Raw genomic sequence first — 25,206 nt, 5'->3', positions numbered from 1 at the left:
TCTTGTTTAGTTTTTATTTTGAATGCTCAGCAAATGTTCTACCTGAGAATTGTTTTTTTGAACGTTGTTTGTTTGGTTTATTGTTTTTACCTTTGTTACGGTCAAATTGATTGTTTTTATCATTACCGCGACGTTTGTTGTTTTTACCATCAAATCTAGTTCTAGATTTACCACGTGAGTTACCACCACGGTTACCTTGTTTGCCTCTATGATTAGATTTTTTAGATAATGGTTTTTCAAATGTTAATTGAATTTCTGCATCGTTGTTAGAAGTAATTAACTCTTGTAATAATGCAGCAACTAATTTTTGGTCACCGTATTCTTTAATTAATGATTCAGCAATTTTTTCAATACGGCCTTCGATTGGACTTTCTACCCAACCTTTAACTTTATCTTTAACATCTGATTCTTTAGCTTTCATAACCTCACCTGGTGTTGGTGGACGTAAAGCGCTCATTTGACGTTTATTAGCTTTTTCGATTTGACGGATATAATCCATTTCGATTGGATTTACAAATGTAACGGCAACACCTTGTTTACCTGCTCTACCTGTACGACCAATACGGTGTGTATAACTTTCAGTATCTTGAGGGATATCAAAGTTATACACGTGACTTACGCCAGAAATATCTAATCCACGAGCTGCAACATCTGTAGCTACTAAAATATCGATTTGATCATTTTTGAATTTTTTCAATACTTCTAAACGTTTAGCTTGTGTAATGTCACCGTGTAAACCTTCAGCGCGGTATCCTTTAGTGATTAAAGCACTTGTTAATTCGTCAACACGACGTTTCGTACGACCGAATACAATTGCTAATTCAGGATTTTGAACATCTAATAAATTCGTAAATGTCTCGAATTTTTCTAATTCTTTAACGATTGTGTAGAATTCATCAATTTGTGGATCTGACAATTCGTTAGACATTGTTTTAACAATTTTTGGACTCTTCATGAATTTTTGAACTAATTCTTGAATAGCTTTTGGCATTGTTGCTGAGAATAGTAATGTTTGACGATTTTCAGATGGAAGTTTAGACATTATAAATCTCATATCATCTATAAAGCCCATGTTCATCATTTCATCTGCTTCATCTAAGATCAATGTAGAAATTGATTCTGTTTTTAATGTTCTTCTATTTAAGTGGTCAATCACACGTCCTGGTGTACCTACTACGATTTGTGGACCTTTTTTAAGTGATTTGATTTGTCTGTCTATTGGCATACCACCGAATACAGTTACGACACTTACATTTTGTCCTTTACTGAAACTACGTAATTGCTCTGCCACTTGGTTTGCTAATTCACGTGTTGGTGCAAGAATCAATGCTTGTACACCTTGTTTATCTGCTACTTTATCAATTAATGGAATACCAAATGCACCAGTTTTTCCTGTTCCAGTTTGTGCTTGTCCTAGCACGTCCGTACCTTGTAATGTATATGGAATACTTTCGATTTGTATTGGTGTTGGTTCAGTAAATCCCATTTTGTCCAAAGCATTTAAGGTAGCTTCAGAAATACCTAATTCTTTAAATTTTTGCAAAATAATTCTCCTTTTATATAGTTAATTCATCTCGTCTTTTTTATTCAACTTCTATATACTACCACCCTTTTACCAATAGCGCAATGCGATTAAATCGTCGTTTACATTTAATTTTCATAAACAAAAACATAATAAAACTGCACTAAAAAGGGATTTAGTACAGTTTCACTTCTTTATTTATTTTTAAATATAAATTTTTCAACTTCATAAAAAACTTTATAATTTACTTTTGATAAACATATTTCATGTGGTCCTTTATCAATTTCAACTAGACGTGCATGCTTTATTCTCTTCACTAAGTTTCTCGATTTCTCTATTGGAACGAGACCATCTATTGTGCCATGTATGATTAACGTTTTCGCTGCTATTTGTTCTGGAACATATAGCGCACTTTGCTGTAATTTTTTAAATGCCACAAATGATTTATAGTTTATTTTGATTGTACGTCTCACCATAAAATCAAGAATCTTCAAATCTGCATATCTCATATTATTGATAAATGCATATGGAGACTTAACCAAGTATTGTATATTGATATTTTCAAAAGCTGGTGCAATTAACACTAATTGATCAGGTTGTTTAATTTTAGCTAACAAACCAGCAATAATGCCACCCATTGAAAATCCAATAACAATGACCTTATCTGCTTTCTTTCTTAATATTTCATAAGATTGTTTCGCTCGCTCAAACCACATATCTTCATTTGTATCTTTAATCAATAAATTTAAGCCATGTCCTGGGTATTCCGGCGCTTCAAGTATAAAATCATAGCGACTACTCAAATATTCAATTAATGGTAATAACTCATAACGACCACCTGTATAACCATGTAAAAACAGGATACCTACTTTCATGTAAGCGCGTTAATAATCGTTTCGAGTGACATACCTCTAGAACCTTTAAACAAAGTGATAGAGTCTTCATTTAATTGATTTTTTAAATAGTCTGTGATTTCCTCTTTATGCTCAAAGTGATAAGTTTCAGGTATATATGCTTTCGCAATATTTGATATATGAGCCGCTTCTTCACCATATGTGATTAACGTTTGTATAGCTTTATGTTCTAAATAATAGCCAACTTGCTCATGCATTTCTTGACTCATTTCGCCTAGCTCTAATACATCCGCAAGAATAAGTGTCTTATCCGTTTGTTCCATATTATGCAGTGTATCAATTGCTGCTTTCATACTTGTTGGACTTGCATTATATGCATCATTAATAAGTAAACCATATTGTTCAGTTTCAATTCTTTGCATGCGCATATCCGTTAATACAAGATCATCTAGAGAACTTTGAATAACATCTTCCGTTACACCTAAATGTTTAGCCACTTGAATTGCATATGTTGCATTTTTAACATTGTGTTCACCTAATATATTTAAATGATAAATGAAATGACTATTATTCAATTGAAAATTGATGCCATGACTTGATGATTGATTCGTTTTGATAATCACATCATTATCATTCGCTACCCCTACAGATAGTTTGTCATGTTTCATTTCAGATACGAAAGGTTTAAGTAATGGCTCATCACCATCGTATATGAATAGTCCTTTATCTTTAAGACCTTCTGTAATTTCAAATTTGGCTTTTGCAATACCTTCTCTAGAACCTAGATCTTGCATATGAGACTCACCAATATTCGTGATAATAGCAACATCAGGTTCAGCTAAATGTGTTAATTCACTAATTTCACCAAAACCACTCATACCCATTTCTAGAATGGATACTTCAGTATCTTCATCTAAGTCGAGTATCGTTAATGGACAACCAATCTCATTATTATAATTTCCTTGTGTCTTCTTAACTTTAAATGATTTATTCAACACGCATTCAACCATATCTTTAGTTGTCGTTTTACCATTTGAACCTGTAATTGCGACAACTTTAGGATTTACATATTTCAAATATGCTTTAGCTAAACTTTGTAATGCTGCTAAAGTGTCATCAACAAAAATAATAGGTCCTTCTGGCGGATTTGGTACGTCTTTTTGCCAAAATGATGCACCTGCACCATCGTCAAGTGTTTGACGTACAAATTTATGACCATCTACATTTTCACCTTTAAATGGTATAAACAAATTTGATTTAGCAATTTTTCTTGAGTCTATACATGTACCTTGAACAACGACATCAAGATATTCGTCTTGAATGTCACAATCAATCCATTCTTTAATTTTACGTAAATTAATATTCATTCTATTTACCCTCAGTCAATTTTATATTTGATATTCTTCTTGTTATCGTATCGTTCAATAGCAAGTTCAATTAACTTAGTTATAAGCTCTGTATAGCTTAAGTTCATGTTCTCCCATAATAATGGATACATGCTGTATTGTGTAAATCCTGGCATTGCATTTGTTTCGTTAATATAAATTGTATTATCTTCTGTTAAGAAGAAGTCTGCTCTTACCAATCCAGAACAATCTGTTGCTTTAAAAGCTTCAATAGCCATATTTCTTAAAGTTGTTGCTGTTTCTTCATCTACATCAGCAGGTATTTGAAGTTTAACTTTGCCATCTTTATATTTAGATTTATAATCATAAAATTGTACATCTTTAATAACTTCACCAGGTAAAGTTGTTTCTGGGTAATCATTACCTAATACGGCTACTTCAATTTCTCTAGCATCAACACCTTGTTCGATAACAAGTTTACGGTCAAATTGAAATGCTTCTTCAATACCAGAAATCAATTCTTCTTTATTCGTACATTTACTAATACCAACACTTGAACCTAAATTTGCTGGCTTAACGAATACAGGATATTCAAGTTTATTTTGAATAAGCTCCACTATATTATGTTCATATTTCTCGTATTCACTTTTTAAGAAACTTACATATGGTAATTGAGGTAATCCTCTGTGAGCGAATAAATGTTTCATCACTAATTTATCCATTGAACTTGATGCTGCAAGCACACCATTACCAACATAAGGAATATCCAATACTTCAAATAAACCTTGAATTGTACCGTCTTCACCGTTTGGACCGTGTAATAATGGAAATACTGCGCTATATGCGTTGCCATCATTACTCGCTTCTAATAATTTAGATATTGGTGTTAATGATTCACTTGATAATTTTAATTGTTCAATATCTTCGACTTTTCCATCGATAGATTGGTCGCTTTTAATCCAATCCCCATCATTTGTAATATAAATGATATCAATTATGTATTTAGATAGATCAACTGCATTGATCACATTTTGAGCCGTTAAAATTGATACATCGTGCTCTGCACTTTTCCCACCATATATAATGCAAATATTTTTTTTAGACATATATAAGCCTCCAAGTAGATTATTAGCCTATATTTTATCATGTTTTTAGCTATTGTTGCACGTATCAACATGACTATTTTAAAAATAACGCTTTTCTGAATAGCAAAAATGTATCACTTTATGTACAATCAAGTTATAATGAAAATTATGAAATTTAGTGTTAATTAAAGGAGTCTTTTAATGGAAACTTCTACTCGTACATTAAATAAATCGTTTCTAGAAAGAATAGATTGGCGATTAATTACGATTATTCTTATCTTATTTGGAACGAGTTGTTTAATAATCAATTCTGCAATGTCTGGCGGACAATATGAAACAAACTTTTTACTTAAACAAGTCTTATACTATGTGCTTGGTTTTATTTTAGCCATTGCCTTAATGTTCATATCTCCAAAGACACTTAGAAAATATGTTTGGGTTATATACATAATTGGAAACTTATCATTAGTTGGACTATTAATCCTGCCTGAATCTAGCTTTACACCTATTATTAATGGTGCTAAAAGTTGGTATAGACTAGGACCTATCAGTATTCAACCATCTGAGTTTATGAAAATCATTTTAATTATTGCGCTAGCTAACGTTATCTATCAACATAATAGATTTACTTACAACAAATCATTATCAAGAGACTTTAATTTATTACTAAAAATTGGATTAACTTCTTTAGTACCAATGTTATTAATACTTTTGCAAAATGATTTAGGAACAACACTTGTATTAATTGCGATCATTCTTGGTATCGTTGTTGTTTCAGGCGTAACATGGAGAATACTCGCACCAGCATTTATCGCCCTATTTGGAATTGGTTCAAGTATCATTTTATTAATGATTTTTAAACCAAGTGTGATTGAGAAAGTTTCAGGTATTAAGACGTATCAATTAGGACGTATTAATTCTTGGCTAGATCCGTATGCATACAGCTCAGGTGACGGATACCATTTAACAGAATCCTTAAAAGCCATTGGTTCTGGTCAAATATTTGGTAAAGGTTTAAATAACGGTGAAGTTTATATTCCTGAGAATCATACTGACTTTATTTTTTCAATCATTGGTGAAGAATTTGGATTTATTGGAACGATGGCTGTACTGATTATTTTCTTAGCGTTATTCATACACTTAATTAGAATGGCAACAACGACACGTCATCCTTTTAATGTTGTATTTATAATCGGATACTTATCATTCGTACTATTCCACGTTGTACAAAATATCGGTATGACCATTCAATTACTACCTATCACAGGTATCCCATTACCATTTATAAGTTATGGTGGATCAGCGTTATGGTCATTAATGGCAGGTGTTGGTATATTACTATCTATCTATTACCACGAAAAAGAGAAATTTACTGAATCAGACCAAAAAGCCGACATATAAAAAACCGCATCCTCAATTTGAGGACGCGGTTTTTTAGTTTACCAATTTATTTCAACTTGTTAGTTGCGACATTCGGCAAACTACGCATTATTTCTATTCGTGACTTAGTTTCTGTTATGTTTACGCCTAATGATGATAAAAGTTTGACCACATTCTTTACCTTTGACTTAGGTTGATTCATGGGTACCACCTCTTATTCAATTTAATTACCTTAAGTTCATTCTACTCTAAATTAAGTAGTTTGACTATAGTTCATTCGGCCTATATTGTTATTTTTTTGTTTAATTTGTTATTTTTTTATAATAATTATATGAATGATAACTTAAACAACTTCATATCCAGCATCGAAAATAGCATTTTCAATATTATCGATACTTGCAGGATCTTCGTATACGACACGTACTTGATTATCATCCGGACTAGCGACAACTTCTTTAACACCGATTAATTGACCTACTGATTCCTCAACTGCTTGTTTGCAATGTCCACAAGACATACCTTCAACATTAATGATTTGTTCTTTCATTTATAACACTCCTATATATTTAAATGATATTTTAATTGATGCCATTTCATAATCATTATATGCATATGTTTTAGAACGGTCAAATACAACCTTTTCAATTTTAATTTAAATGTATTATACTAGTTTAAGATAAAGAAACGGAGGCATTGGTATGAACTACTTTTCATATTTTTCATTTGATTTTTCCATCATAGTATCAGTGCTACTTATTACAGCATTTATTCTGAATGTTGTGTTTGGATTTATTATCATATTCTTAGAACCAAGAGAAGCTGGTGCGATTTGGGCTTGGTTGTTAGTGCTTTTATTTGTTCCGATATTAGGATTTATACTTTACTTGCTATTTGGGAGACAAATTCAAAGAAAGAGTATTTTCAACTTAGATGAACAAGATAAAATAGGTCTTGAGCACATCATAAATGAACAAATCAAAGCAATTGATGAAAATAATTTCGAAATTGATAAGCCTGAAATTTCTAATTATAAGCATCTGATTCATATGTTGCTTTACAATAACTCAGCCTTCTTAACAACTGATAACAAAGTTGAAATGTTTACAGATGGACATGATAAATTCGATGCACTTATTGAAGATATTAGAAAAGCTGAGTCATATATTCATATTCAATATTATATCTTTAAGAAGGATAACTTAGGTAAAAAGATCTTATTTGAACTTGAAAAGAAACTTCAAGAAGGTTTAGAAGTTAAAATGTTATATGACGACATGGGTTCACGTAAATTAAATTTATCTTCATTTAAGAAATTTAGAGCTCAAGGTGGAGAAGTAGCAAGTTTCTTCCCTTCTAAACTCCCACTCATTAATTTTAGAATGAACAACCGTAATCATAGAAAGATTGTTGTGATTGATGGAAAAGTTGGTTACGTAGGTGGCTTTAATGTCGGAGATGAATATTTAGGTTTAGATAAAAAATTTGGTTATTGGCGAGATACGCACTTAAGATTAGAAGGCGACTCAGTCAATGCATTACAGCTTAGGTTTATGTTGGACTGGAACTCACAATCTACACGTGACAAGATGCGCTATGAATCTAAATACTTCCCTGATGTTGAGTCTGGCGGTAAAGTTGGTATTCAAATTGCATCAAGTGGTCCCGATGAAGAATGGGAACAAATCAAGTATGGTTATTTAAAAATGATATCAGAAGCTAAAAAACATATTTACATTCAAACGCCATATTTCATTCCAGATTTATCATTTTTAGATGCGATAAAAATAGCTGCCCTTTCAGGAGTAGATGTTAATGTGATGATTCCTAATAAACCTGATCACCCATTTGTTTATTGGGCAACATTTGCCAATGTCGGTGAATTAATTAAAGCAGGCGTTAAAGTTCATATTTATGAAAAAGGCTTTATACACACGAAGATGGTAGCTATAGATGATGAAGTTGTAAGTATTGGTACAGCAAACATGGATAATAGAAGCTTCGTATTAAACTTCGAAGTTAATGCCTTTATTTACGACGAAGAAATCGCAAAGAATTCACGATTAGCTTATGAGAATGATATGACGCATTCATCATTATTAACAGTTGAAAGATATGAAAATAGAAGCACGTGGATTAAATTAAAAGAAGGTATAGCACGATTACTATCACCTTTACTATAAATTCTAAACAGGTAGAAGAGATGATTGTTCAAACTTTTCTACCTGTTTTTTTAAGGAGAAAGATATGAATAAAGAACAAATTATTAAAGAAGCAGAATCATATGTTAGTACATTACACCAAAACGATACGACTGGTCATGACTTTGAGCATATTCTAAGAGTAAGACATCATGCTCTAGATATTGCACAGTTTGAGGAAGTGGATTTATTCGTAGTTGAATTAGCAAGTTTACTACACGATGCTGTTGATAAGAAATTATTTAAAGATGCCGATACAGCGTGGCAACAACTTTATCAATGGATGAATGACATGGATATTAGCGAAACGATTCAAACAGAGATTATCCATATTCTAAAGTATGTTAGTTATAACGGTGGTAAAAATGAAGGTAAACTTACAAGCTTAGCAGGAAAGATCGTTCAAGATGCAGACCGTATTGATGCGATTGGCGCGATAGGAATAGCTAGAACTTTTCAATATGCCGGTCATTTTAAAGAACCTATGCATATCTCTTCTCAACAACCGCGTAATTTAAAAGATCTACAAGAAGGTCAATATCATGATGAACCGAATACGGCAATCAATCATTTTTACGAAAAATTATTATTATTAAAAGATTTAATGAATACTAAACGAGGCAAACAAATCGCTGAAGAACGTCATCTATTTATGGAAAAATTTTTAGAACAATTTTATAAAGAATGGGATGTAATTAAAAAAACAAACTAATCACAATGATTAGTTTGTTTTTTTGGTTTTATTTCTTTTTCTTTTTATTAGAAACGAGTTTAGCTGGTTTCTTCTCTTTGTTAGCTTCTTGTTGATTTCTTTCATGTGCTTCAATGATTGGTTTCATTTCTTCTTCAACTTTGTTGTTATAGAAGACATTACCTAACCATGTTTGAACAACTAAGAATGCACCACCGACTGCCCAGTATAAACCTAATGCAGATGCTGAAATGTATGACATCCAAATAATCATAATTGGAGAAATAAACATCATCATTCTCATCATATTTTTCTGTTCATCTGGAACATTCGCATACTTCATAGAAACGAATGCTTGTAATGCATAAATGATACCTGCAATGATCGTAATAATTAAATCAGGTTCAGTTAAATTAAACCATAAGAAATTCGGATATTCTGTGATTCCGCCTTCAGTAGGATATTTTAATACATAGAATAATCCCATGACGATTGGCATTTGTATAACGATTGGTAAACAACCCATGTTCATTGGATTAATACCATGTTTTTTGTATAATGCCATCATTTCTTGATTGGCTGCCATTTTTTCTTCTTGAGTACGAGCACGTTTAACTTTTTCTTGAATTGCTTCCATTTCAGGTTTAGCAAGTTTCATTTTTTCACGCATTAACTTTTGATTCTTATACGTCTTCATCATAAATGGGAATAACGCAAAACGAACAATTAATGTTATAACGATAATAGCTAGACCATAATCGTGATTCAAATTTGTACCAAGCCAATGAATAACACTATCCATTGGTTTTACGAATGTATTATAAAAGAATCCATCCCTATTCTCAGGTTTAGAATAATCACAACCAGCTAGCACAACCATTACACCAAATAATAATGGCCATAAAGCTTTTTTCTTCATTTTTCCACCTCTATTGATATACTCACATAAAACTCATTCTATCATAGAATAGCGACAACATAAATCAATATATTAATTTTATCAAATATTTTTATACTGTTTATGAAAGCCCTTCACAGTTTGTTCAATATTTTGACTTTTCGCTATAGCAGAGATAACACTTACACCATTTGCGCCAGCTTTAATAAGTGGTTGTACATCAACTTCAGTAATGCCGCCGATTGCAACGATAGGAATATCTTGATTGATTTTTCTCATATTTTCAATCTGTTGATACCCACCTTCTTCTCCTGCATCAGCTTTAGAATTTGTAGAATGTATAGGTCCGGTTCCAATATAATCCACGTCAGATATATCAGATTGATCATATTCACTTTTATTTGCAACACTTAAGCCAATGATTTTATCTTTAAACTTATCTTTAAACTCAGATACATTTCGGTCATCTTGTCCAACATGAATACCATCAGCATTTAATTTAATTGCTAAATCTACATCATCATTGACGATAAATGGAACTTGATATTGCTTGCAAAGCTCAAATAATGATTGCGCAAGGGCTTCTTTTTCTGCCCCTTTTTTACTCGTCTCACCTTTTTCACGAAACTGAAACATCGTGATGCCTGCCTTTAAAGCTTCTTCAACAACTCTTATAAGATTACCGTCAGCAATATCTTGACTGCCTGCTATAAAATATACTTTTAACGTTTTTGGATCAAACATTTAGTTCACTTCTTTCACAATCTTTTTCTCTTTAACAATGTCTTCTGTTATAACATTCAGTTGATCTATAAACGAAATTTGGAATGTACCTGGTAAATGTGCACCAGGTTGTTGATATGCCAACTCACTTGCAATATTATATGTTGATAACGCTTCTTCTAATAAGTCTATTGTGATGGTATTTTCATGAGATAAGAATGCAGCTATTACCCCACCTAATAAACAACCTCCACCAGTTACTTTCGTTAACATCTCACTACCATTGTGCAATTCGATGATTTTATTATGACATGCAATGACATCGACTTTACCAGTTATGATAATCGGTAGCTTTAATTGTTGATGTGCTTTTTTCGCAATTTTAACAGCATCAAGCGTATCATCACTATCTGTACCTTTCATAATTGTATCTTCTTCTATAAGCGCTAATATTTCTGATGCATTGCCTCTTATAACATCAACTACTTCATCATTTAATAATGTCGTACAAAAAGTCTTTCTTAATTGTGATGCACCAACAGCAACTGGATCTAGAACTACTGGAACACCATTTCTATGCATAATTTCAGCATATTGTTTCATATCATAGGCTTTGTCAGTCGTAATCGTGCCTATGTTAAGAAGAAAAGCACCTGCTGCTTTTGAAAATTCTTCTGCTTCTTCAGGTTCTTCACTCATTGCTGGACTTGCACCTAATGAAATTAAACCATTTGCTGTAAAGTTTTTAACGACATCATTTGTATAACATACGATTAATGGACTATTTTCTCTAATATTTGTTAATTTACTCATAATCTAATCCCTCTATCTTTTGGTATGCAAAGTGGTTCACTGGACCTCTACCTTTGCCTATTTCAGGTGTATATTGAATAGCTAACGTAATAAATCTTTTAGCTACTTCTACCGCTTCTTCAATTGTATGACCTTTAGCTAATTCTGCTGTTATTACTGCACTAAATGTACAACCTGTTCCATGTGTATGCTTCGTATTGAATCTTTCACTTTTCCAGCTTTTCACACCATTTTCAGTAAATAAATAGTCGATTGCATCACCTTCCAGATGCCCACCTTTTATAACTACACCTTTAGATCCAATTTCATTTAAGAAAAATGCACCAGCTTTTTTAATTTCTTCTTCAGTTTGAATTTTAAATCCAGTAATATCTTCTGCTTCTGGAATATTAGGTGTAACAACTGTAGCTAATGGTAATAATATTTCTTTAAGTTTCCCTTTCCCTTCATCATCCATTAGCGCATCACCACTTTTAGCAACCATGACTGGGTCAATAACATACGGCTTACCAGATTGTTCAATAAATGGTTTAATCGTTTGCATCATTTCTTCTGATGCGATCATACCTGTTTTGATAGCATGTGGTACTTCGTCATCAAAGACACTTCTTAACTGGCTTTCAATAACTTCAACAGGTAAATGGTAAACATCTTGTACACCTAGGCTGTTTTGAGAAACGATACTAGTAGCAACTGCCATTCCATAAACGCCTGATGCATGAAATGATTTCAAATCTGCCATAATACCTGCTCCACCACTTGGGTCCGTTCCAGCAATCGTTAATGCTATATTCGGTTTTTTCATTGTAATCCACCTCAAATTTATATTTATAATTCTATTATTGATAACTTCATAAAAAATGACCTCTTTCATAAGAAAGAGGTCAATTAATAGTTGTAAAAACGTTCATCGACCACTTTCCTACGTTGGCATTATCCAAATCAGGTGTTAAGGGACTGAATTAATTCATCTCAGCCAAATGGCGCCCCTAGCAGTCACTCATATATTCAGTTTATTTAAGATTATCAAATAGACGTATTGTGGTCAAATTAAAAAATCGCCTAGGATATTTCCTAGGCGATTGGATAAATTAATTTATAACCACTTTAGATTAAAGTGTATGGCTTACCACCATCCGTTAGCTTGACGGAAAGCAATAGCAGCTGATTCTGAACCGTAACGGCTTTTAGCGTAGTTTAACATACCTTTAGTTTGTGTAGCTACTGAACCAGTACCCCAAGATTCTTTAGTTTGACCAAGACCTTGGTAACCATTTGGACTTACTGCATTTGGATTACCGCTTGATTCTGGTAATACAATTGCATTCCACATAGCTTCTGAACCACCAGCAGCTAAGAATTGAGCTTTAGTAGATCCACCAGTGCTAGCTGTTGAAGTTTGAGTAGTTCTAACTTTTTGAGCTGGTGCTTGGTATGATTGTTGAGCTGGTGCTTTATATGTTTGTTGTGCTGGCGCTTGGTAAGATTGAACAGGCGCTTGGTAGCTTTGTTGTTGAGCTGGAGCTGCAACTTGTTCTTGAGTTTGTTGAACTGGCGCTTGTTGTGCTACAGGCGCTTTAGCTGGCTCAGCTGATTGAGCTGGAGCTTGTAATGATAAAGTTTGTCCAACAATGATTAGATCTGAAGATAAGTTGTTCCATGCTTTTAATTGAGATACAGTTACATCGTATTTAGCTGCGATTTTACCTAAAGTATCTCCTGCTACTACAGTGTATTCTGTAGTTGATTCTGAACTTTTCTCGTTAACCTTGATTACTTGGTTAGGGAAGATTAAGTTAGATTTTAAACCATTTTCTGCTTTAATAGCACTTACTGAAGTACCGTATTGTTGTGAAATACTACCTAAAGTATCACCAGATTTTACTGTATGTGTTGCTGCATCGGCTGTAGCTGTTACCCCTGTAGTAACTGCAACTGCCGCAGTTGAAACTGCTAATAATTTTTTCATGATTGAATGTTTCCTCCTGTAAGGTTTTCACTTTTTATATGATTTTTACTGTTTAAACTATACCACTTATTTTTATGTCATAGGTTACAGCTATATGAAAAAATTACAGCTAATATTACAGTTAGATTACGTTAATTTTCAGACAATATTCTGAATATTAATCATTAAAACACCTTAACAAAGGGATTTATAAAGATTGAACAAAATTAATTATCAGACAATTTGTCATATTCATGTAATTTTTTAAACAATTACTTGTAATTATGTATACTTGCTGCCCTACAGCAAGACAGCAAGTTTCGGAATTTAGAATCAAGAATATTTATTTTCGGAAGTATTTCTATAAACAGTTTTTATTGAAGTTTAATGCTACGAGGTTGTTACTTTTGATGCATCAGCATCAGGAGTTTGTTGTTCAGTTTCTTTAATAACGTCAACGACATTATGATATTCGCTATATAACTTTTCATCTAAGTTATTTTCACCATTTTCTTTAGCTAATGCTTCAGCTCGTAATTTTTCTTTTGCTACTTTAGATGAAAGGTCACTAGCATAACTTTCAGCACTTTCACTAATTAATTCACTCATTTCCTCTTTCGTTTGAGGGATCGTTGATTTACTTGATGCAGGCATATTTAAGAATTTAATCGTTTCACATATAATTTCTGTTATATAGTGTTTCTTATCATCTTTAACATATGCTCTTGATTGAATTTGCCCAGTTAATGCAACAAGCTGTCCCTTCTTAGTATATTCATGAATATTATGTGCAAGTTTACCGAATGCTTTACATACAATAAAATCAACAGCAATCGTGCCATCTTTAGTCTTATATCCGCGTTCAACAGCTAAACAAAATGTAGAAATGATAATTTCGCCTTTCTTATAATATGCAGGGTCCTTAGTTAAACGTCCAACTAATACAGATTTATTTAACATATTCTCACCTCCTTATACTTATAATATAATGAGTCAATTTTTTCAGTCAAAGTCCGATAAATCATAAAATAAACACTTATTCTTCACTTTATTTTATGATTATTGTTATTTCATGCAAAAGTGCTTTATAATAGATAACAAAGTTAAACATTCGTAGATTTAACGATAAGGGGGATGTTTATGAAAACATTTAAAGCCGTACGCTTTCAAATTGTAGATGATGAACAGATTACAGAGTATGAATTATTAGATGGTATCATTATAAATAAAGAAAATAGTGGTACAGGATGGCTATTAGAGATCTTAATTTCAGATATTCATTATGAACAAATGAAAGAATATCACGATAACCAAACCTTACTAGATACACGTGTCGTTATAACAAGACCTTCAAACGACCCAGCATTATTTGATGCAACCATCAAATACATAGAACAACTAGAAGATAAAATATCCGTCGTATTTGAATGTCATATCTATACATTACGACAAGTATATGCAGAACGATTATTAGAGCAACTCATAGATGAAGGCTTATCAGGAGATGAGCTTAAAACATCATTTAATAGATTGATGCAATCTAAACCAAAATTAAAAGACGAAAAAAGCAATATATAAAGAAAAATCTAGGACAGTTTGTGGTCCTAGATTTTTTGTTAGGTGTGTATTTGGGTGTGTAACTTCCATTATTTCGAATTCTGGTAATTAGAACGTTGTAACTTCCATTATTCTGAATTATGGTAATTAGAATCCGCTAACTTCCATTTTTCTGAATTCTGGTAATTAGAATGCGCTAACTTCCATTATTTCGAATTCTGGTAATTAGAACGCTGTAACTTCCATTATTCTGAATTCTGGTAGTTAGAATACTGTATCTTCCATTATTCTGAATTGTGGTAGTTAGAATCCTGTAACTACCATTATTTCGAATTGTGGTAGTTAGAGCTCGCTAACTTCCATTTTTCTGAATTCTGGTAGTTAGAATCCGCTAACTTCCATTATTTCGAATTCTGGTAATTAGAACGTTGTAACTACCACTATTCCGAATTCTGGTAATTAGAACGCTGTAACTACCACTATTCCGAATTCTGGTAATTAGAACTCTGTAACTACCACTATTCTGAATTCTGGTAATTAGAATCCGCTAACTTCCATTTTTCTGAATTCTGGTAATTAGAACGCTGTAACTTCCATTATTCTGAATTCTGGTAGTTAGGTGGGCGCTCTCTTAGAGACATTTCTCTGAATTCTGTCCCTAACAAAATCAAATCCCATTTATAAGCAGAAAAAAAGAGAAAACAGTCGCCTGTTTTCTCTTTTCTATTTATTGATCAACAATAGCAAAGCTGATTTCACAACTACATGCAACTTCTCCATCTACTGTTGCTTTTGCTGTTCCTTTTCCTATTGGACCTTTTATTTTGTTTATTTCTACTTCAAGTCTTAGAGTGTCACCTGGTGTAACTTGTTTTTTGAATCGACATTTATCAATTCCTGCAAACATTGCTAGTTTTCCTTGGTTTTCTTCTAAGCGTAACATTGCAACTGCACCTGTTTGTGCTAATGCTTCTACGATTAATACGCCTGGCATTACTGCATAATCAGGAAAATGTCCTTGGAAAAATGGTTCGTTACCTGCTACTTGTTTAATACCTACACAACGTTTACCGTCTTCTAATTCTACTATTCTATCTAATAATAAAAATGGGTAACGGTGAGGTATAATTTTTTTAATTTCGTTAAAGTCATAAATAGTTTCCATTATGAGCTCCTTCCAGTTAAATCAAAGATGTGTTGCCAAGTTTCGGGATTAAACACCCCAAATGGATTATGAAGTATACCGTATCCAATCATAGTTCCAACAATAAATAATAAAATCATTAATCCTAATAATATAAGTAATTTAATCCATAATGGAATGACACGATGCTCTACTTCCACTCCTTGAATTGTTTCTACTCTATTTCTTTGAAGTTTCTCTTTAATAGATTGATAAGTTGACTTTCTTTTTTTATCGTCAGATCTTGATGATTGTGTTTCAGCCATACTAAACCCTCGCTTTATCGTTTAACTTGCCATTATCATTGATGCGTTCAACATCTGCACCTAATGCTTTAAGTTTACCATGAAAATCAACATAACCTCTATCTAAATGTTTAAGTTCTGTAACGTTTGTATATCCGTCAGACACAAGTCCAGCAAGAATCAATGATGCACCAGCTCTTAAATCTGTAGCTTTTACATCTGCACCTTGTAATTTACTGTTACCTGTAATCATTGCACTTCTACCGTTAATGAAAATATCTGCATTCATACGTTTGAATTCTTCTACATGCATAAATCTGTTTTCAAATACTGTTTCAGTTACTTTACTAGTACCATTAGCTGTTAATAATAAAGCCATAATTTGAGATTGCATATCTGTAGGGAATCCTGGATGTGGCATTGTTTTAACATCAATTGCTTTAATTTCACCAGGTACTTGAACATTTAATCCATCTTCGATATCCGTAATTTGAACACCAGCTTCTTCTAATTTAGACACTAAGCTAGTCATATGTTCTCTAATTGCTCCAATAACATTAACGTTTCCTCTAGTAATCGCTGCTGCAATCATAAATGTACCAGCTTCAATTCTATCTGGAATAATAGCATGTTCTGCACCGTGTAATTGACTAACACCTGTGATTCTAATTGTATCTGTGCCAGCACCGTGTACTTGTGCACCCATTTCATTTAAATAGTTAGCTAAATCTACAATTTCTGGTTCTCTTGCTACGTTTTGAATTTCAGTTTTTCCTTCTGCAAGGACTGCTGCCATCATAATATTTTGAGTAGCACCTACACTTGGGAAATCTAAATAAATTTTAGCCCCTTTTAAGCCATTAGGTGTTGTTGCTTCAATAAATCCGTTATGTAGTTCAATTTCTGCACCTAAAGCTTCGAATCCTTTTAAATGTTGTTCAATAGGTCTTGAACCAATTGCACAACCACCAGGTAAAGCGACTCTAGCATGACCTTCTCTTGCTAATAAAGGACCCATAACTAAAATACTCGCTCTCATCTTACTTACGTATTCATATGGTGCTTCGATTTTTAATGTATTTGATGCATCTATTTTTACAGTGTTATGATCTGCATCATATTCTATATCTGCATTTAAATGCGTAAGTACTGTGTTAATTGTATCTACATCACTTAATTTAGGTACATTCGTTAATACACTTTGACCAACACTTGGTAAAAGTGTAGCTGTTAATATTGGTAATACTGCGTTTTTTGCCCCTTCGACTACAACTGTGCCATTAAGACTTGCTCCGCCTTTCACGACGATTTTATCCATATAATTATCCTCCAAAAAACTTCACTTTTATTTATTTTACAAATGTATATATTTATTTAATACACATTTTTCTTGATTCATAAACATCACCAAAATATTATACTACTTTTTTGTTCTTTTTTCATATATTTATGTAATTTTTTCTTATTATTAGAATAGCAATCTTAATTGTAGCGAATATTGGAGTATATCTAAAATAAAACGACTTACAGCCGTACCTAATATGATAGATAAGATGATAATAAATGTTTGAGCTTGCGCAACATGATTTTTCTTAAAAATTTGTTCTAATCGTACGCCTTGGAGTGCCCAAAATGCTAAGCATACACAGATGACATGTAGTAAAAGTCCGATAATACCTAATTGACCATAATATTCCATATTAACAACTCCTTCTAAAAATATAAGGGAGCGGGACAGAAATCTAATTTAGATAAAAAGATTTCGTCGTCCCGCCCCGGCAAGGATGACTAGAGTTGAAAAAAGCTTGATACAAGCGCATTTTCAATTCAGACATCTACTGCCAAGATACTAAAAGAGTCTGAGACATTACGTTATGTCCCAGACTCTTGTATTTTATCTAAATTTAGCCACTTCAATTCGATTAATTGCACGATGAAGTGCACGTTCAGCACGTCTAAAGTCTACTTCATCACGATTCATTTTCAATCGTTCTTCAGCACGTTCTTTAGAATTAATCGCACGGTCTTTATCTATTTCATCGGCAGTTTCAGCCGCTTGAACTAGGACTGTAACTTTATTAGTTCTTACTTCAACAAATCCTTCGGAAACAGCTAAATACTCCGTACCACTTGCTTTGTTTACTTTAACGTATCCTGTTTTCAAAGCTGCAACAGTTGGAATATGTCCAGCCATTACACCCATTTCACCAGTTTCAGTATGTAAAACAACAAGTTCTACTTCTTTTGCTGAGTAAACAGATCCATTAGGAGTGACAACATCTAAGGTAAATGTATTCATTTTCCATTCCTCCTAATTATTATTAGACCTCTACACCCATGTTTTTAGCATTTTCAAGAACTGCTTCAATACCACCGACTAAACGGAAAGCATCTTCTGGGATATGGTCATATTGTCCTTCTAGAATAGCTTTGAAATCTTGTACAGTTTGACTAACTGGTACGTATGAACCTTTTTGACCAGTAAATTGTTCAGCTACATGGAAGTTTTGAGATAAGAAGAATTGAATACGACGAGCACGTTCAACTGTTTTCTTATCTTCATCTGATAATTCATCCATACCAAGTATGGCAATGATATCTTGTAACTCTCTATATTTTTGTAACGTTTGTTGTACACGACGCGCAACATCATAGTGTTCATCTCCAACAATTTCAGGAGTTAAAGCACGTGATGTTGAAGCTAATGGGTCAACGGCTGGATAAATACCCATTTCCGTTAATTTACGTTCCAAGTTAGTAGTAGCATCTAAGTGAGCGAAAGCTGTTGCTGGCGCTGGGTCAGTGTAGTCATCGGCAGGTACGAATACTGCTTGGATAGATGTAACTGATCCTTTATTAGTAGATGTAATACGTTCTTGTAATTGTCCCATTTCAGTAGCAAGTGTTGGTTGGTAACCAACGGCAGATGGCATACGGCCTAATAATGCTGATACCTCTGAACCTGCTTGTGTAAAACGGAAGATGTTATCGATGAACAATAATACGTCTTGTCCTTGCTCATCACGGAAGTATTCTGCCATTGTTAAACCAGAAAGTGCAACTCTAGCACGTGCACCAGGTGGCTCGTTCATTTGACCGAATACCATCGCTGTTTTCTTAATAACACCTGAATCGCTCATTTCATAGTATAAGTCATTTCCTTCACGTGTACGTTCACCTACACCTGCGAATACAGAAATACCACCATGTTCTTGCGCGATGTTATTGATTAATTCTTGAATAAGTACTGTTTTACCTACTCCGGCACCACCGAATAAACCGATTTTACCACCTTTGATATAAGGTGCTAATAAGTCTACTACTTTAATACCAGTTTCAAGAATTTCTACTTTTGTAGATAAATCTTCGAATTTAGGTGCTAAACGATGAATTGGATCGCGACGTACGCTTTCATCAATTTCTTCACCTAAATCAATTTTTTCGCCTAATACATTGAAAACACGACCTAATGTAGCATCACCAACTGGTACTGAAATAGGTCTTCCTGTATCAGTAACTTCTTGTCCACGTTTAACACCATCAGTTGATGCCATTGCTATAGAACGTACAACATCATCACCAAGGTGTAATGCAACTTCTAATGCTAAGTCAAAGCTTGATCCGTCTGGACGTTCAACTTTAAGTGTTAAAGCATTATTAAGTTCTGGCAATTCACCATGTGGGAAGCGTACATCAATAACTGGCCCTGTAATTTGCGTTACTCGGCCTAATCCCATGTAAATTCCTCCTAATCATTATTCGAGTGCAGCTGCTCCGCCTACAATCTCAGTAATTTGTTGAGTAATTGCAGCTTGACGAGCTCTGTTATATTGTAATGATAATTCATCAATTAATTCTGAAGCGTTATCTGTTGCATTCTTCATAGCTGTCATTCTTGATGCATGTTCACTAGCTTTACCATCTAATAATGCACCATAAATTAAACTAATTGCATATTGCGGTAAGATAACTTTTAAAATCGTTTCTTTATCTGGTTCAAATTCATAACCAGCCATCATACTAGAACCTTTTCCAGTATCTTCATCAGATAATGGTAAGATTTTTTTAGATTTAACTTGTTGTTCAAGCACACTCACGAAATGACTGTAGTAAATTGTTAACTCATCATAAAATTCTTCATTAAACAAGTCTACAGCTTTCTCAGTTAAGGCTTGTACATTTTTAAATGTTGGTTGGTCAGGTAAACCTACATACTCTTCAATGATGTTATATCCTCTAGCTTTGAAGAAGTCTCGGCCTACTCGTCCGACAACAATAATGCCGTATTCGTCACTATTGTTGTTATGTTTTTCTTTAATATCGTTAACGACATTTTTCAAAATGTTAGCACTATATGGTCCTGCAAGTCCTTTATCACAAGTAACAACTAAGTAACCAGAACGTTTTACAGGTCTTGTTTTAAGCATTGGATGATTAACATCTGTACTCTTAGAAGCAATAGCTGTTACAGCATCTTGAATCTTATCCATATATGGTTGAAATGCTTTCGTATTCTCTTCTGCTTTACGCAATTTAGAGTTTGAAACCATATTCATTGCTTTTGTAATTTGACTAGTCTTTTGAGTAGAAGTAATTCTACCTTTGATTTCTCTTAGTGAAGCCACAATTTCACCACCTTTTATTTAAAGCTTAATATTACTCTACATGAGATTTATTAAATACTTTTTTGAATGCATCGATTGCTGAAACAAATTTATCATCAGATGGTAATTGTTTTGTTTCACGAATTTCTTTAAATAGATCGCTTGCATTTGCATCAATCCAATTTAAGAATTCATCTTCGAATCGTGTAATATCTTCAACTGGGATATCATCTAAATGACCTTTAGTTAAAGCATATAAAATAACAACTTGACGATCTACAGTCAATGGTTTGTTTTGATCTTGTTTAAGTACTTCTACTGTACGTTTACCACGTTCTAATTTAGCTTTCGTAGCTTGGTCTAAATCTGAACCAAATTGAGCGAATGATTCTAACTCACGGTATGATGCTAAATCTAAACGTAATGTACCTGCTACTTTTTTCATCGCTTTAATTTGAGCTGAACCACCTACACGTGATACAGATAAACCAGCGTTGATCGCAGGTCTTACACCAGAGAAGAATAAGTCTGATTGTAAGAATATTTGTCCGTCAGTAATTGAAATAACGTTTGTTGGAACGTATGCTGAGATGTCCCCTGCTTGAGTTTCAACAAATGGTAATGCAGTAATAGAACCGCCACCTAAGTCATCATTTAATTTAGCAGCACGTTCTAATAAACGACTGTGTAAGTAGAATACGTCACCTGGGTAAGCTTCACGACCTGGCGGACGACGAAGTAATAATGATAACTCACGGTAAGCTGCTGCTTGTTTTGTTAAATCATCATAAACGATTAATACATGTTTACCGTTAAACATGAATTCTTCAGCCATACTTACACCAGCATAAGGTGCAATGTATAATAATGGCGCTGGTTGAGCTGCTGACGCAGATACAACGATTGTATAATCTAAAGCACCATGTCTACGTAAAGTTTCTACCGCTGTACGAACTGTAGATTCTTTTTGACCAATCGCAACGTAGATACAAATCATATCTTCGTCTTTTTGGTTTAGAATTGTATCAATCGCAACTGTTGTTTTACCAGTTTGACGGTCACCGATGATTAACTCACGTTGTCCACGTCCAATAGGTACTAATGCGTCAATCGCTTTAATACCAGTTTGTAATGGTTCATCAACTGATTTACGATCCATAACACCTGTTGCAGGTGATTCTACAGGACGAGTCTTAGGTGTATTGATTGGACCTTGTCCATCCAATGGTTGACCTAATGGATTTACAACACGACCAATTAATTCTTCCCCTACAGGTACTTCCATAATACGACCAGTTCTTTTAACTTCGTCGCCTTCTTTAATACCTTCTGCAGGTCCTAAAATTACGATACCTACATTATTTTCTTCTAAGTTTTGTGCTAACCCTAAAACGCCAGTATGGAACTCTAATAGTTCGCCAGCCATAACGTCATTTAAACCATGAGCTAATGCAATACCATCGCCGACTTGGATAACTGTACCAACATCGGTAACTGACATTTCTGACTCATAGTTTTCAATTTGAGAGCGTAATAAAGCACTGATTTCTTCAGCTTTAATGGCCATCTATGTCACTCCTTAATATTATTTCATTTGTTGAAATGATTTTGCTAATTGATTTAAGTCATTCTGAATGGAACCATCGTATACTTTTGTACCTATGGAAACACGAATACCACCAATTAAAGAATCATTAACTTGATTTTCTAAAATAAGTTTTTTCAAACCTGTTCTTTTAATAAATGCTTTACCAATTTCGTCTAATTCTTCATTAGATAAAGGATACACAGATTCAACTTTCATTAAATCTTGGCTATGTACCTGATTGTATATTTTGCTAAAATCTTTATGAATTTCTGGAATTAGTGACAATTTACTGTTATTAGCAAGTAGGTATAATGTGTTTAACAAAGGTTTAGAAGCACCTTTAAATACATTGTCAACAAATTGTTGTCTGTCGTTTTTTGCTAATTTAGGATTGTTATCAATTGCTTTTAAATCACTAATTTGTTCTTTAACACTTTCTGATACTTGAGTAAGTTCATCTAAGACGCTGTCTGTTAAATCTTGCGCTTCAGCTACATCATATAAGGCTTGGGCATATTTCTGACTAATATTCGCCATTATTTATCCCCTGCCTCTTTAATGTATTTTTCAACAAGGTCTTTTTGATCTTGTTCAGAGATTTCTTTATTGATTACTTTAGAAGCAATTAATACAGAAAGTTCTGAAACTCTATTATTAATATCTGCAATAGCTCTTTGTTTCTCTTGTTGAATTTCTGCTTGAGCTGATTGTACTAAGCCATTTGCTTTAACATTTGCATCATTAATAATTTGCTCTTGTTGTACTTTAGCTTGATGTTTAGCATCATCAAGAATTGTTTGTACTTCTTCTTGAGTTTTTCTTAATAGATTTCTATTTTCTTCTTCTAATTTCTTAGCGTTTACTTTTGCTTCATGAGCATCATCAATATCTTTATTAATAGCGTTCTCACGCTCATCCATAATTGATTTTAATGGTCCCCAAGCAAACTTTTTTAATAAGGCAAGCAGGATAATAAATGTGATCAATGTAAATAAGACTGTTCCCCATTCGACACCGCCACCTGCTGCTCCTAAAACTAATACGTTTTGATCCACTGCCAACTACACTCCTTTCACTGCAATTAAAGATGAATAACATCTCATAAATGAATGGCGAAATCCTTTTTAGATAGACTCCGCCTGTTCTAAAAATATTTTAGCTTATCGATTCATTACCATGAATGCTACTACTACTGCAATGATAGGAAGGGCTTCAACTAAACCAACACCGATAAACATGATTGTCATTAATGGACCACGTGCTTCTGGTTGACGTGCAACACCTTCTACTGTTCTTGATACGATAAGACCGTTACCGATACCTGCTCCTAATGCTGCTAAACCAATCGCGATTGCTGCTGCTAATACACCTAAACTCATTATAATTTTCCTCCTAGAAATAAAAATATTAATTGTTTTTTTAAATTATATATTAATGATCGTCTGCCACTTTATGGGACATATAAACCATTGATAACATTACGAATATGTAAGCCTGAATTGAACCAATAAATATTGAGAATCCTTGCCATACTATCGCTGGTAAAACTGCTCCGAACGCGCCTAAAACGCCTCCAGCTGCTAATGTTGCTAATAAACCAAGTAATACTTCACCTGCGAATATATTACCGTATAAACGTAGACCAAGCGTTAATGTTGAAGCAAATTCTTCAACAATTTTGAATGGCACCATAAATGCTACTGGTTGTACAAATGATTTCAAGTACGCGCCAGTACCACGCATTTTAACACCATAGTAATGTGTTAAAAGAACCATCAATGTTGCTAACGTTAATGTTACTGTTGGATCTGCTGTAGGTGATTTCCACCATAGTGTATGTCCTACAACAATTGAGAACGGTAATCCTAGCATATTTGATACAAATATGAAGAATATAAGTGTAACCGCCAAGAAGTGAAATCTTCCTCCGTCTTTCCATGCCATATTGCTTTGGATAATACCTTTTACAAAGTCAAATACCCATTCAATAAAGTTCTGTTTACCAGTAGGTCTAATTTTTAGATTCCTAGTACAGACAACAGCTATTACAAAGACGATAACTGCAGAAACTAACAACATTAACATACTTGAAAGATTGAATACTAAATCAAATCCTCCCAAATTGATGGACCACATAGGTGATTCGTGTTCCATATCTTCACCTCTTTTCACAATTTTAATTATTTAATCGAGACTTTTCAGTGATTTAAACATAATTAATACATATGCTATCATCAAACCAAATAAAATCCCGATAATATCAACGATTAGTGGATATTTAAGCCAAAAACAGCAAGCAACGATTGTCACAAGATATCTGACCCAGTTTCCTGTTGATAATTGTAATGATTCAGCATTTTTAGCTCGATTGAGGTAAACTTCCCATGAAAACAAGTTAACAGCTGATGCTATTGTTCCAATAATAAGTCCTAAAACGAACTCATGTTTCAAGAAGAAATACACTACAACTAGAATAATAATAAAGAAAATAAAATACTGTAAATAAGACTTAAAAAAGCCCTTTATATCAAACATTCAGCTGAAACTCCTTAGATAAGTGGCATATCTTTG

28 protein-coding genes, 1 pseudogene and 1 riboswitch are annotated in these 25,206 nt (G+C 33.4%); of the genes and pseudogenes, 4 read left to right on the top strand and 25 right to left on the bottom strand.

The annotated features are described in order from the left end of the window. Positions 1–13: 13 nt before the first annotated feature. From cshA to LQ679_RS04120, 4 genes are all read right to left on the bottom strand, one after another. Positions 14–1,543 carry a degradosome RNA helicase CshA gene (cshA, locus tag LQ679_RS04135; protein ID WP_239762114.1) on the bottom strand — a complete coding sequence of 510 codons (1,530 nt, stop codon included), beginning with the start codon at positions 1,541–1,543 and terminating at the stop codon, positions 14–16. 173 nt (positions 1,544–1,716) lie between these two features. Continuing rightward, positions 1,717–2,397 (bottom strand): alpha/beta hydrolase, encoded by a 681-nt coding sequence (locus tag LQ679_RS04130; RefSeq protein WP_126477270.1) that lies wholly within the window; start codon positions 2,395–2,397, stop codon positions 1,717–1,719. Further along, positions 2,394–3,743 (bottom strand): UDP-N-acetylmuramoyl-tripeptide--D-alanyl-D-alanine ligase, encoded by a 1,350-nt coding sequence (locus LQ679_RS04125; RefSeq protein ID WP_126477269.1) that lies wholly within the window; start codon positions 3,741–3,743, stop codon positions 2,394–2,396. The genes LQ679_RS04130 and LQ679_RS04125 overlap by 4 nt, the downstream gene beginning before the upstream one ends. An 11-nt stretch (positions 3,744–3,754) precedes the next feature. Next, complete coding sequence (locus LQ679_RS04120) at positions 3,755–4,828, bottom strand: D-alanine--D-alanine ligase (RefSeq protein ID WP_037589765.1); 1,074 nt, start codon at positions 4,826–4,828, stop codon at positions 3,755–3,757. A gap of 180 nt (positions 4,829–5,008) precedes the next feature. On the opposite strand from LQ679_RS04120, the gene LQ679_RS04115 reads away from it, so the two are divergent. Beyond that, positions 5,009–6,208, top strand: coding sequence for an FtsW/RodA/SpoVE family cell cycle protein (locus LQ679_RS04115; protein ID WP_191836444.1), 1,200 nt, complete (start codon positions 5,009–5,011; stop codon positions 6,206–6,208). A gap of 46 nt (positions 6,209–6,254) precedes the next feature. On the opposite strand, the gene LQ679_RS04110 is transcribed toward LQ679_RS04115, so the two are convergent. Next, a complete protein-coding gene (locus LQ679_RS04110; protein WP_224658879.1) occupies positions 6,255–6,389 on the bottom strand; it encodes an Lmo0850 family protein in 135 nt (44 codons plus the stop codon). Between the two features lie 141 nt (positions 6,390–6,530). Further along, positions 6,531–6,734: a copper ion binding protein gene (locus LQ679_RS04105; protein WP_025904499.1), complete on the bottom strand. Its 204-nt coding sequence runs from the start codon at positions 6,732–6,734 to the stop codon at positions 6,531–6,533. A gap of 151 nt (positions 6,735–6,885) precedes the next feature. On the opposite strand from LQ679_RS04105, the gene cls reads away from it, so the two are divergent. After that, a complete protein-coding gene (gene cls / locus LQ679_RS04100) occupies positions 6,886–8,367 on the top strand; it encodes a cardiolipin synthase (protein ID WP_049320116.1) in 1,482 nt (493 codons plus the stop codon). Between the two features lie 64 nt (positions 8,368–8,431). Further along, the gene (locus LQ679_RS04095; RefSeq protein WP_239762113.1) at positions 8,432–9,097 is read left to right on the top strand and encodes an HD domain-containing protein; all 666 of its coding nucleotides are present in this window, start codon (positions 8,432–8,434) and stop codon (positions 9,095–9,097) included. Positions 9,098–9,125: 28 nt separating this feature from the next. On the opposite strand, the gene yidC is transcribed toward LQ679_RS04095, so the two are convergent. The 6 genes and pseudogenes from yidC to LQ679_RS04065 form a co-directional block, all read right to left on the bottom strand. Further along, positions 9,126–9,995, bottom strand: coding sequence for a membrane protein insertase YidC (gene yidC, locus LQ679_RS04090; RefSeq protein ID WP_025904496.1), 870 nt, complete (start codon positions 9,993–9,995; stop codon positions 9,126–9,128). Between the two features lie 81 nt (positions 9,996–10,076). Next, positions 10,077–10,718: a thiamine phosphate synthase gene (gene thiE / locus LQ679_RS04085; RefSeq protein ID WP_191836447.1), complete on the bottom strand. Its 642-nt coding sequence runs from the start codon at positions 10,716–10,718 to the stop codon at positions 10,077–10,079. After that, positions 10,719–11,510: a hydroxyethylthiazole kinase gene (gene thiM, locus LQ679_RS04080; protein ID WP_191836448.1), complete on the bottom strand. Its 792-nt coding sequence runs from the start codon at positions 11,508–11,510 to the stop codon at positions 10,719–10,721. Then, complete coding sequence (gene thiD, locus LQ679_RS04075; RefSeq protein WP_025904493.1) at positions 11,503–12,315, bottom strand: bifunctional hydroxymethylpyrimidine kinase/phosphomethylpyrimidine kinase; 813 nt, start codon at positions 12,313–12,315, stop codon at positions 11,503–11,505. Before thiD ends, thiM begins: the two co-directional genes overlap by 8 nt. A 97-nt stretch (positions 12,316–12,412) precedes the next feature. Beyond that, positions 12,413–12,511: riboswitch (TPP riboswitch) on the bottom strand. A 125-nt stretch (positions 12,512–12,636) separates the two neighbouring features. After that, a pseudogene (locus LQ679_RS14890) lies at positions 12,637–12,909 on the bottom strand (aggregation-promoting factor C-terminal-like domain-containing protein); the annotation flags it as partial. Positions 12,910–13,848: 939 nt separating this feature from the next. After that, the gene (locus LQ679_RS04065; RefSeq protein ID WP_037589776.1) at positions 13,849–14,418 is read right to left on the bottom strand and encodes a single-stranded DNA-binding protein; all 570 of its coding nucleotides are present in this window, start codon (positions 14,416–14,418) and stop codon (positions 13,849–13,851) included. Positions 14,419–14,598: 180 nt separating this feature from the next. Between LQ679_RS04065 and LQ679_RS04060 the strand changes: the two genes are divergently transcribed. Next, entirely contained in the window at positions 14,599–15,036 is a 438-nt protein-coding gene (locus tag LQ679_RS04060; RefSeq protein ID WP_025904490.1) for a YwpF-like family protein, read from the top strand. A gap of 706 nt (positions 15,037–15,742) precedes the next feature. Here the strand turns inward: LQ679_RS04060 and fabZ are convergent. The 13 genes from fabZ to LQ679_RS03995 all read right to left on the bottom strand — a co-directional run bounded on the left by fabZ (position 15,743) and on the right by LQ679_RS03995 (position 25,170). After that, entirely contained in the window at positions 15,743–16,180 is a 438-nt protein-coding gene (fabZ, locus tag LQ679_RS04055; RefSeq protein ID WP_025904489.1) for a 3-hydroxyacyl-ACP dehydratase FabZ, read from the bottom strand. Continuing rightward, positions 16,180–16,464, bottom strand: a complete 285-nt coding sequence (locus LQ679_RS04050; RefSeq protein ID WP_239762112.1) for a DNA-directed RNA polymerase subunit beta — start codon at positions 16,462–16,464, stop codon at positions 16,180–16,182. Before LQ679_RS04050 ends, fabZ begins: the two co-directional genes overlap by 1 nt. Before the next feature lies 1 nt (position 16,465). Next, positions 16,466–17,761, bottom strand: coding sequence for a UDP-N-acetylglucosamine 1-carboxyvinyltransferase (murA, locus tag LQ679_RS04045; RefSeq protein WP_126477264.1), 1,296 nt, complete (start codon positions 17,759–17,761; stop codon positions 16,466–16,468). A gap of 150 nt (positions 17,762–17,911) precedes the next feature. Beyond that, positions 17,912–18,142, bottom strand: coding sequence for a DUF1146 family protein (locus LQ679_RS04040; protein ID WP_025904486.1), 231 nt, complete (start codon positions 18,140–18,142; stop codon positions 17,912–17,914). A gap of 195 nt (positions 18,143–18,337) precedes the next feature. Then, positions 18,338–18,742, bottom strand: coding sequence for a F0F1 ATP synthase subunit epsilon (locus LQ679_RS04035; RefSeq protein WP_025904485.1), 405 nt, complete (start codon positions 18,740–18,742; stop codon positions 18,338–18,340). Positions 18,743–18,764: 22 nt separating this feature from the next. Beyond that, positions 18,765–20,180 carry a F0F1 ATP synthase subunit beta gene (atpD, locus tag LQ679_RS04030; RefSeq protein WP_025904484.1) on the bottom strand — a complete coding sequence of 472 codons (1,416 nt, stop codon included), beginning with the start codon at positions 20,178–20,180 and terminating at the stop codon, positions 18,765–18,767. Positions 20,181–20,198: 18 nt separating this feature from the next. After that, positions 20,199–21,068 (bottom strand): ATP synthase F1 subunit gamma, encoded by an 870-nt coding sequence (gene atpG / locus LQ679_RS04025; RefSeq protein ID WP_037589780.1) that lies wholly within the window; start codon positions 21,066–21,068, stop codon positions 20,199–20,201. A gap of 31 nt (positions 21,069–21,099) precedes the next feature. Continuing rightward, the gene (atpA, locus tag LQ679_RS04020; protein WP_239762111.1) at positions 21,100–22,614 is read right to left on the bottom strand and encodes a F0F1 ATP synthase subunit alpha; all 1,515 of its coding nucleotides are present in this window, start codon (positions 22,612–22,614) and stop codon (positions 21,100–21,102) included. An 18-nt stretch (positions 22,615–22,632) separates the two neighbouring features. Next, positions 22,633–23,172 carry a F0F1 ATP synthase subunit delta gene (locus tag LQ679_RS04015; protein ID WP_239748195.1) on the bottom strand — a complete coding sequence of 180 codons (540 nt, stop codon included), beginning with the start codon at positions 23,170–23,172 and terminating at the stop codon, positions 22,633–22,635. Continuing rightward, entirely contained in the window at positions 23,172–23,696 is a 525-nt protein-coding gene (locus LQ679_RS04010; RefSeq protein WP_048540915.1) for a F0F1 ATP synthase subunit B, read from the bottom strand. The genes LQ679_RS04015 and LQ679_RS04010 overlap by 1 nt, the downstream gene beginning before the upstream one ends. A 99-nt stretch (positions 23,697–23,795) precedes the next feature. After that, a complete protein-coding gene (gene atpE, locus LQ679_RS04005; protein WP_016998905.1) occupies positions 23,796–24,014 on the bottom strand; it encodes a F0F1 ATP synthase subunit C in 219 nt (72 codons plus the stop codon). 52 nt (positions 24,015–24,066) lie between these two features. Next, positions 24,067–24,789, bottom strand: coding sequence for a F0F1 ATP synthase subunit A (gene atpB / locus LQ679_RS04000; protein WP_025904479.1), 723 nt, complete (start codon positions 24,787–24,789; stop codon positions 24,067–24,069). Between the two features lie 30 nt (positions 24,790–24,819). Continuing rightward, the gene (locus LQ679_RS03995; protein ID WP_025904478.1) at positions 24,820–25,170 is read right to left on the bottom strand and encodes an ATP synthase subunit I; all 351 of its coding nucleotides are present in this window, start codon (positions 25,168–25,170) and stop codon (positions 24,820–24,822) included. Positions 25,171–25,206: the final 36 nt, after the last annotated feature.

This window comes from Mammaliicoccus sp. I-M35, assembly GCF_022386455.1.
Taxonomy (GTDB): domain Bacteria; phylum Bacillota; class Bacilli; order Staphylococcales; family Staphylococcaceae; genus Mammaliicoccus; species Mammaliicoccus sciuri_A.
This window is presented reverse-complemented; position numbering and strand designations above follow the sequence as displayed.

Coding starts and splice junctions, on each gene's coding strand:
- atpD (WP_025904484.1), bottom strand. CDS start 20,180: ATGGGATTAGGCCGAGTAACGCAAATTACAGGGCCAGTTATTGATGTA.
- LQ679_RS04115 (WP_191836444.1), top strand. CDS start 5,009: ATGGAAACTTCTACTCGTACATTAAATAAATCGTTTCTAGAAAGAATA.
- LQ679_RS04040 (WP_025904486.1), bottom strand. CDS start 18,142: ATGGAATATTATGGTCAATTAGGTATTATCGGACTTTTACTACATGTC.
- LQ679_RS04035 (WP_025904485.1), bottom strand. CDS start 18,742: ATGAATACATTTACCTTAGATGTTGTCACTCCTAATGGATCTGTTTAC.
- yidC (WP_025904496.1), bottom strand. CDS start 9,995: ATGAAGAAAAAAGCTTTATGGCCATTATTATTTGGTGTAATGGTTGTG.
- atpE (WP_016998905.1), bottom strand. CDS start 24,014: ATGAGTTTAGGTGTATTAGCAGCAGCAATCGCGATTGGTTTAGCAGCA.
- atpA (WP_239762111.1), bottom strand. CDS start 22,614: ATGGCCATTAAAGCTGAAGAAATCAGTGCTTTATTACGCTCTCAAATT.
- murA (WP_126477264.1), bottom strand. CDS start 17,761: ATGGATAAAATCGTCGTGAAAGGCGGAGCAAGTCTTAATGGCACAGTT.
- LQ679_RS04095 (WP_239762113.1), top strand. CDS start 8,432: ATGAATAAAGAACAAATTATTAAAGAAGCAGAATCATATGTTAGTACA.
- cls (WP_049320116.1), top strand. CDS start 6,886: ATGAACTACTTTTCATATTTTTCATTTGATTTTTCCATCATAGTATCA.
- LQ679_RS04105 (WP_025904499.1), bottom strand. CDS start 6,734: ATGAAAGAACAAATCATTAATGTTGAAGGTATGTCTTGTGGACATTGC.
- fabZ (WP_025904489.1), bottom strand. CDS start 16,180: ATGGAAACTATTTATGACTTTAACGAAATTAAAAAAATTATACCTCAC.
- thiD (WP_025904493.1), bottom strand. CDS start 12,315: ATGAAAAAACCGAATATAGCATTAACGATTGCTGGAACGGACCCAAGT.
- LQ679_RS04015 (WP_239748195.1), bottom strand. CDS start 23,172: ATGGCGAATATTAGTCAGAAATATGCCCAAGCCTTATATGATGTAGCT.
- LQ679_RS04050 (WP_239762112.1), bottom strand. CDS start 16,464: ATGGCTGAAACACAATCATCAAGATCTGACGATAAAAAAAGAAAGTCA.
- LQ679_RS04120 (WP_037589765.1), bottom strand. CDS start 4,828: ATGTCTAAAAAAAATATTTGCATTATATATGGTGGGAAAAGTGCAGAG.
- atpB (WP_025904479.1), bottom strand. CDS start 24,789: ATGGAACACGAATCACCTATGTGGTCCATCAATTTGGGAGGATTTGAT.
- LQ679_RS03995 (WP_025904478.1), bottom strand. CDS start 25,170: ATGTTTGATATAAAGGGCTTTTTTAAGTCTTATTTACAGTATTTTATT.
- LQ679_RS04065 (WP_037589776.1), bottom strand. CDS start 14,418: ATGTTAAATAAATCTGTATTAGTTGGACGTTTAACTAAGGACCCTGCA.
- LQ679_RS04130 (WP_126477270.1), bottom strand. CDS start 2,397: ATGAAAGTAGGTATCCTGTTTTTACATGGTTATACAGGTGGTCGTTAT.
- thiM (WP_191836448.1), bottom strand. CDS start 11,510: ATGAGTAAATTAACAAATATTAGAGAAAATAGTCCATTAATCGTATGT.
- LQ679_RS04060 (WP_025904490.1), top strand. CDS start 14,599: ATGAAAACATTTAAAGCCGTACGCTTTCAAATTGTAGATGATGAACAG.
- thiE (WP_191836447.1), bottom strand. CDS start 10,718: ATGTTTGATCCAAAAACGTTAAAAGTATATTTTATAGCAGGCAGTCAA.
- LQ679_RS04110 (WP_224658879.1), bottom strand. CDS start 6,389: ATGAATCAACCTAAGTCAAAGGTAAAGAATGTGGTCAAACTTTTATCA.
- LQ679_RS04125 (WP_126477269.1), bottom strand. CDS start 3,743: ATGAATATTAATTTACGTAAAATTAAAGAATGGATTGATTGTGACATT.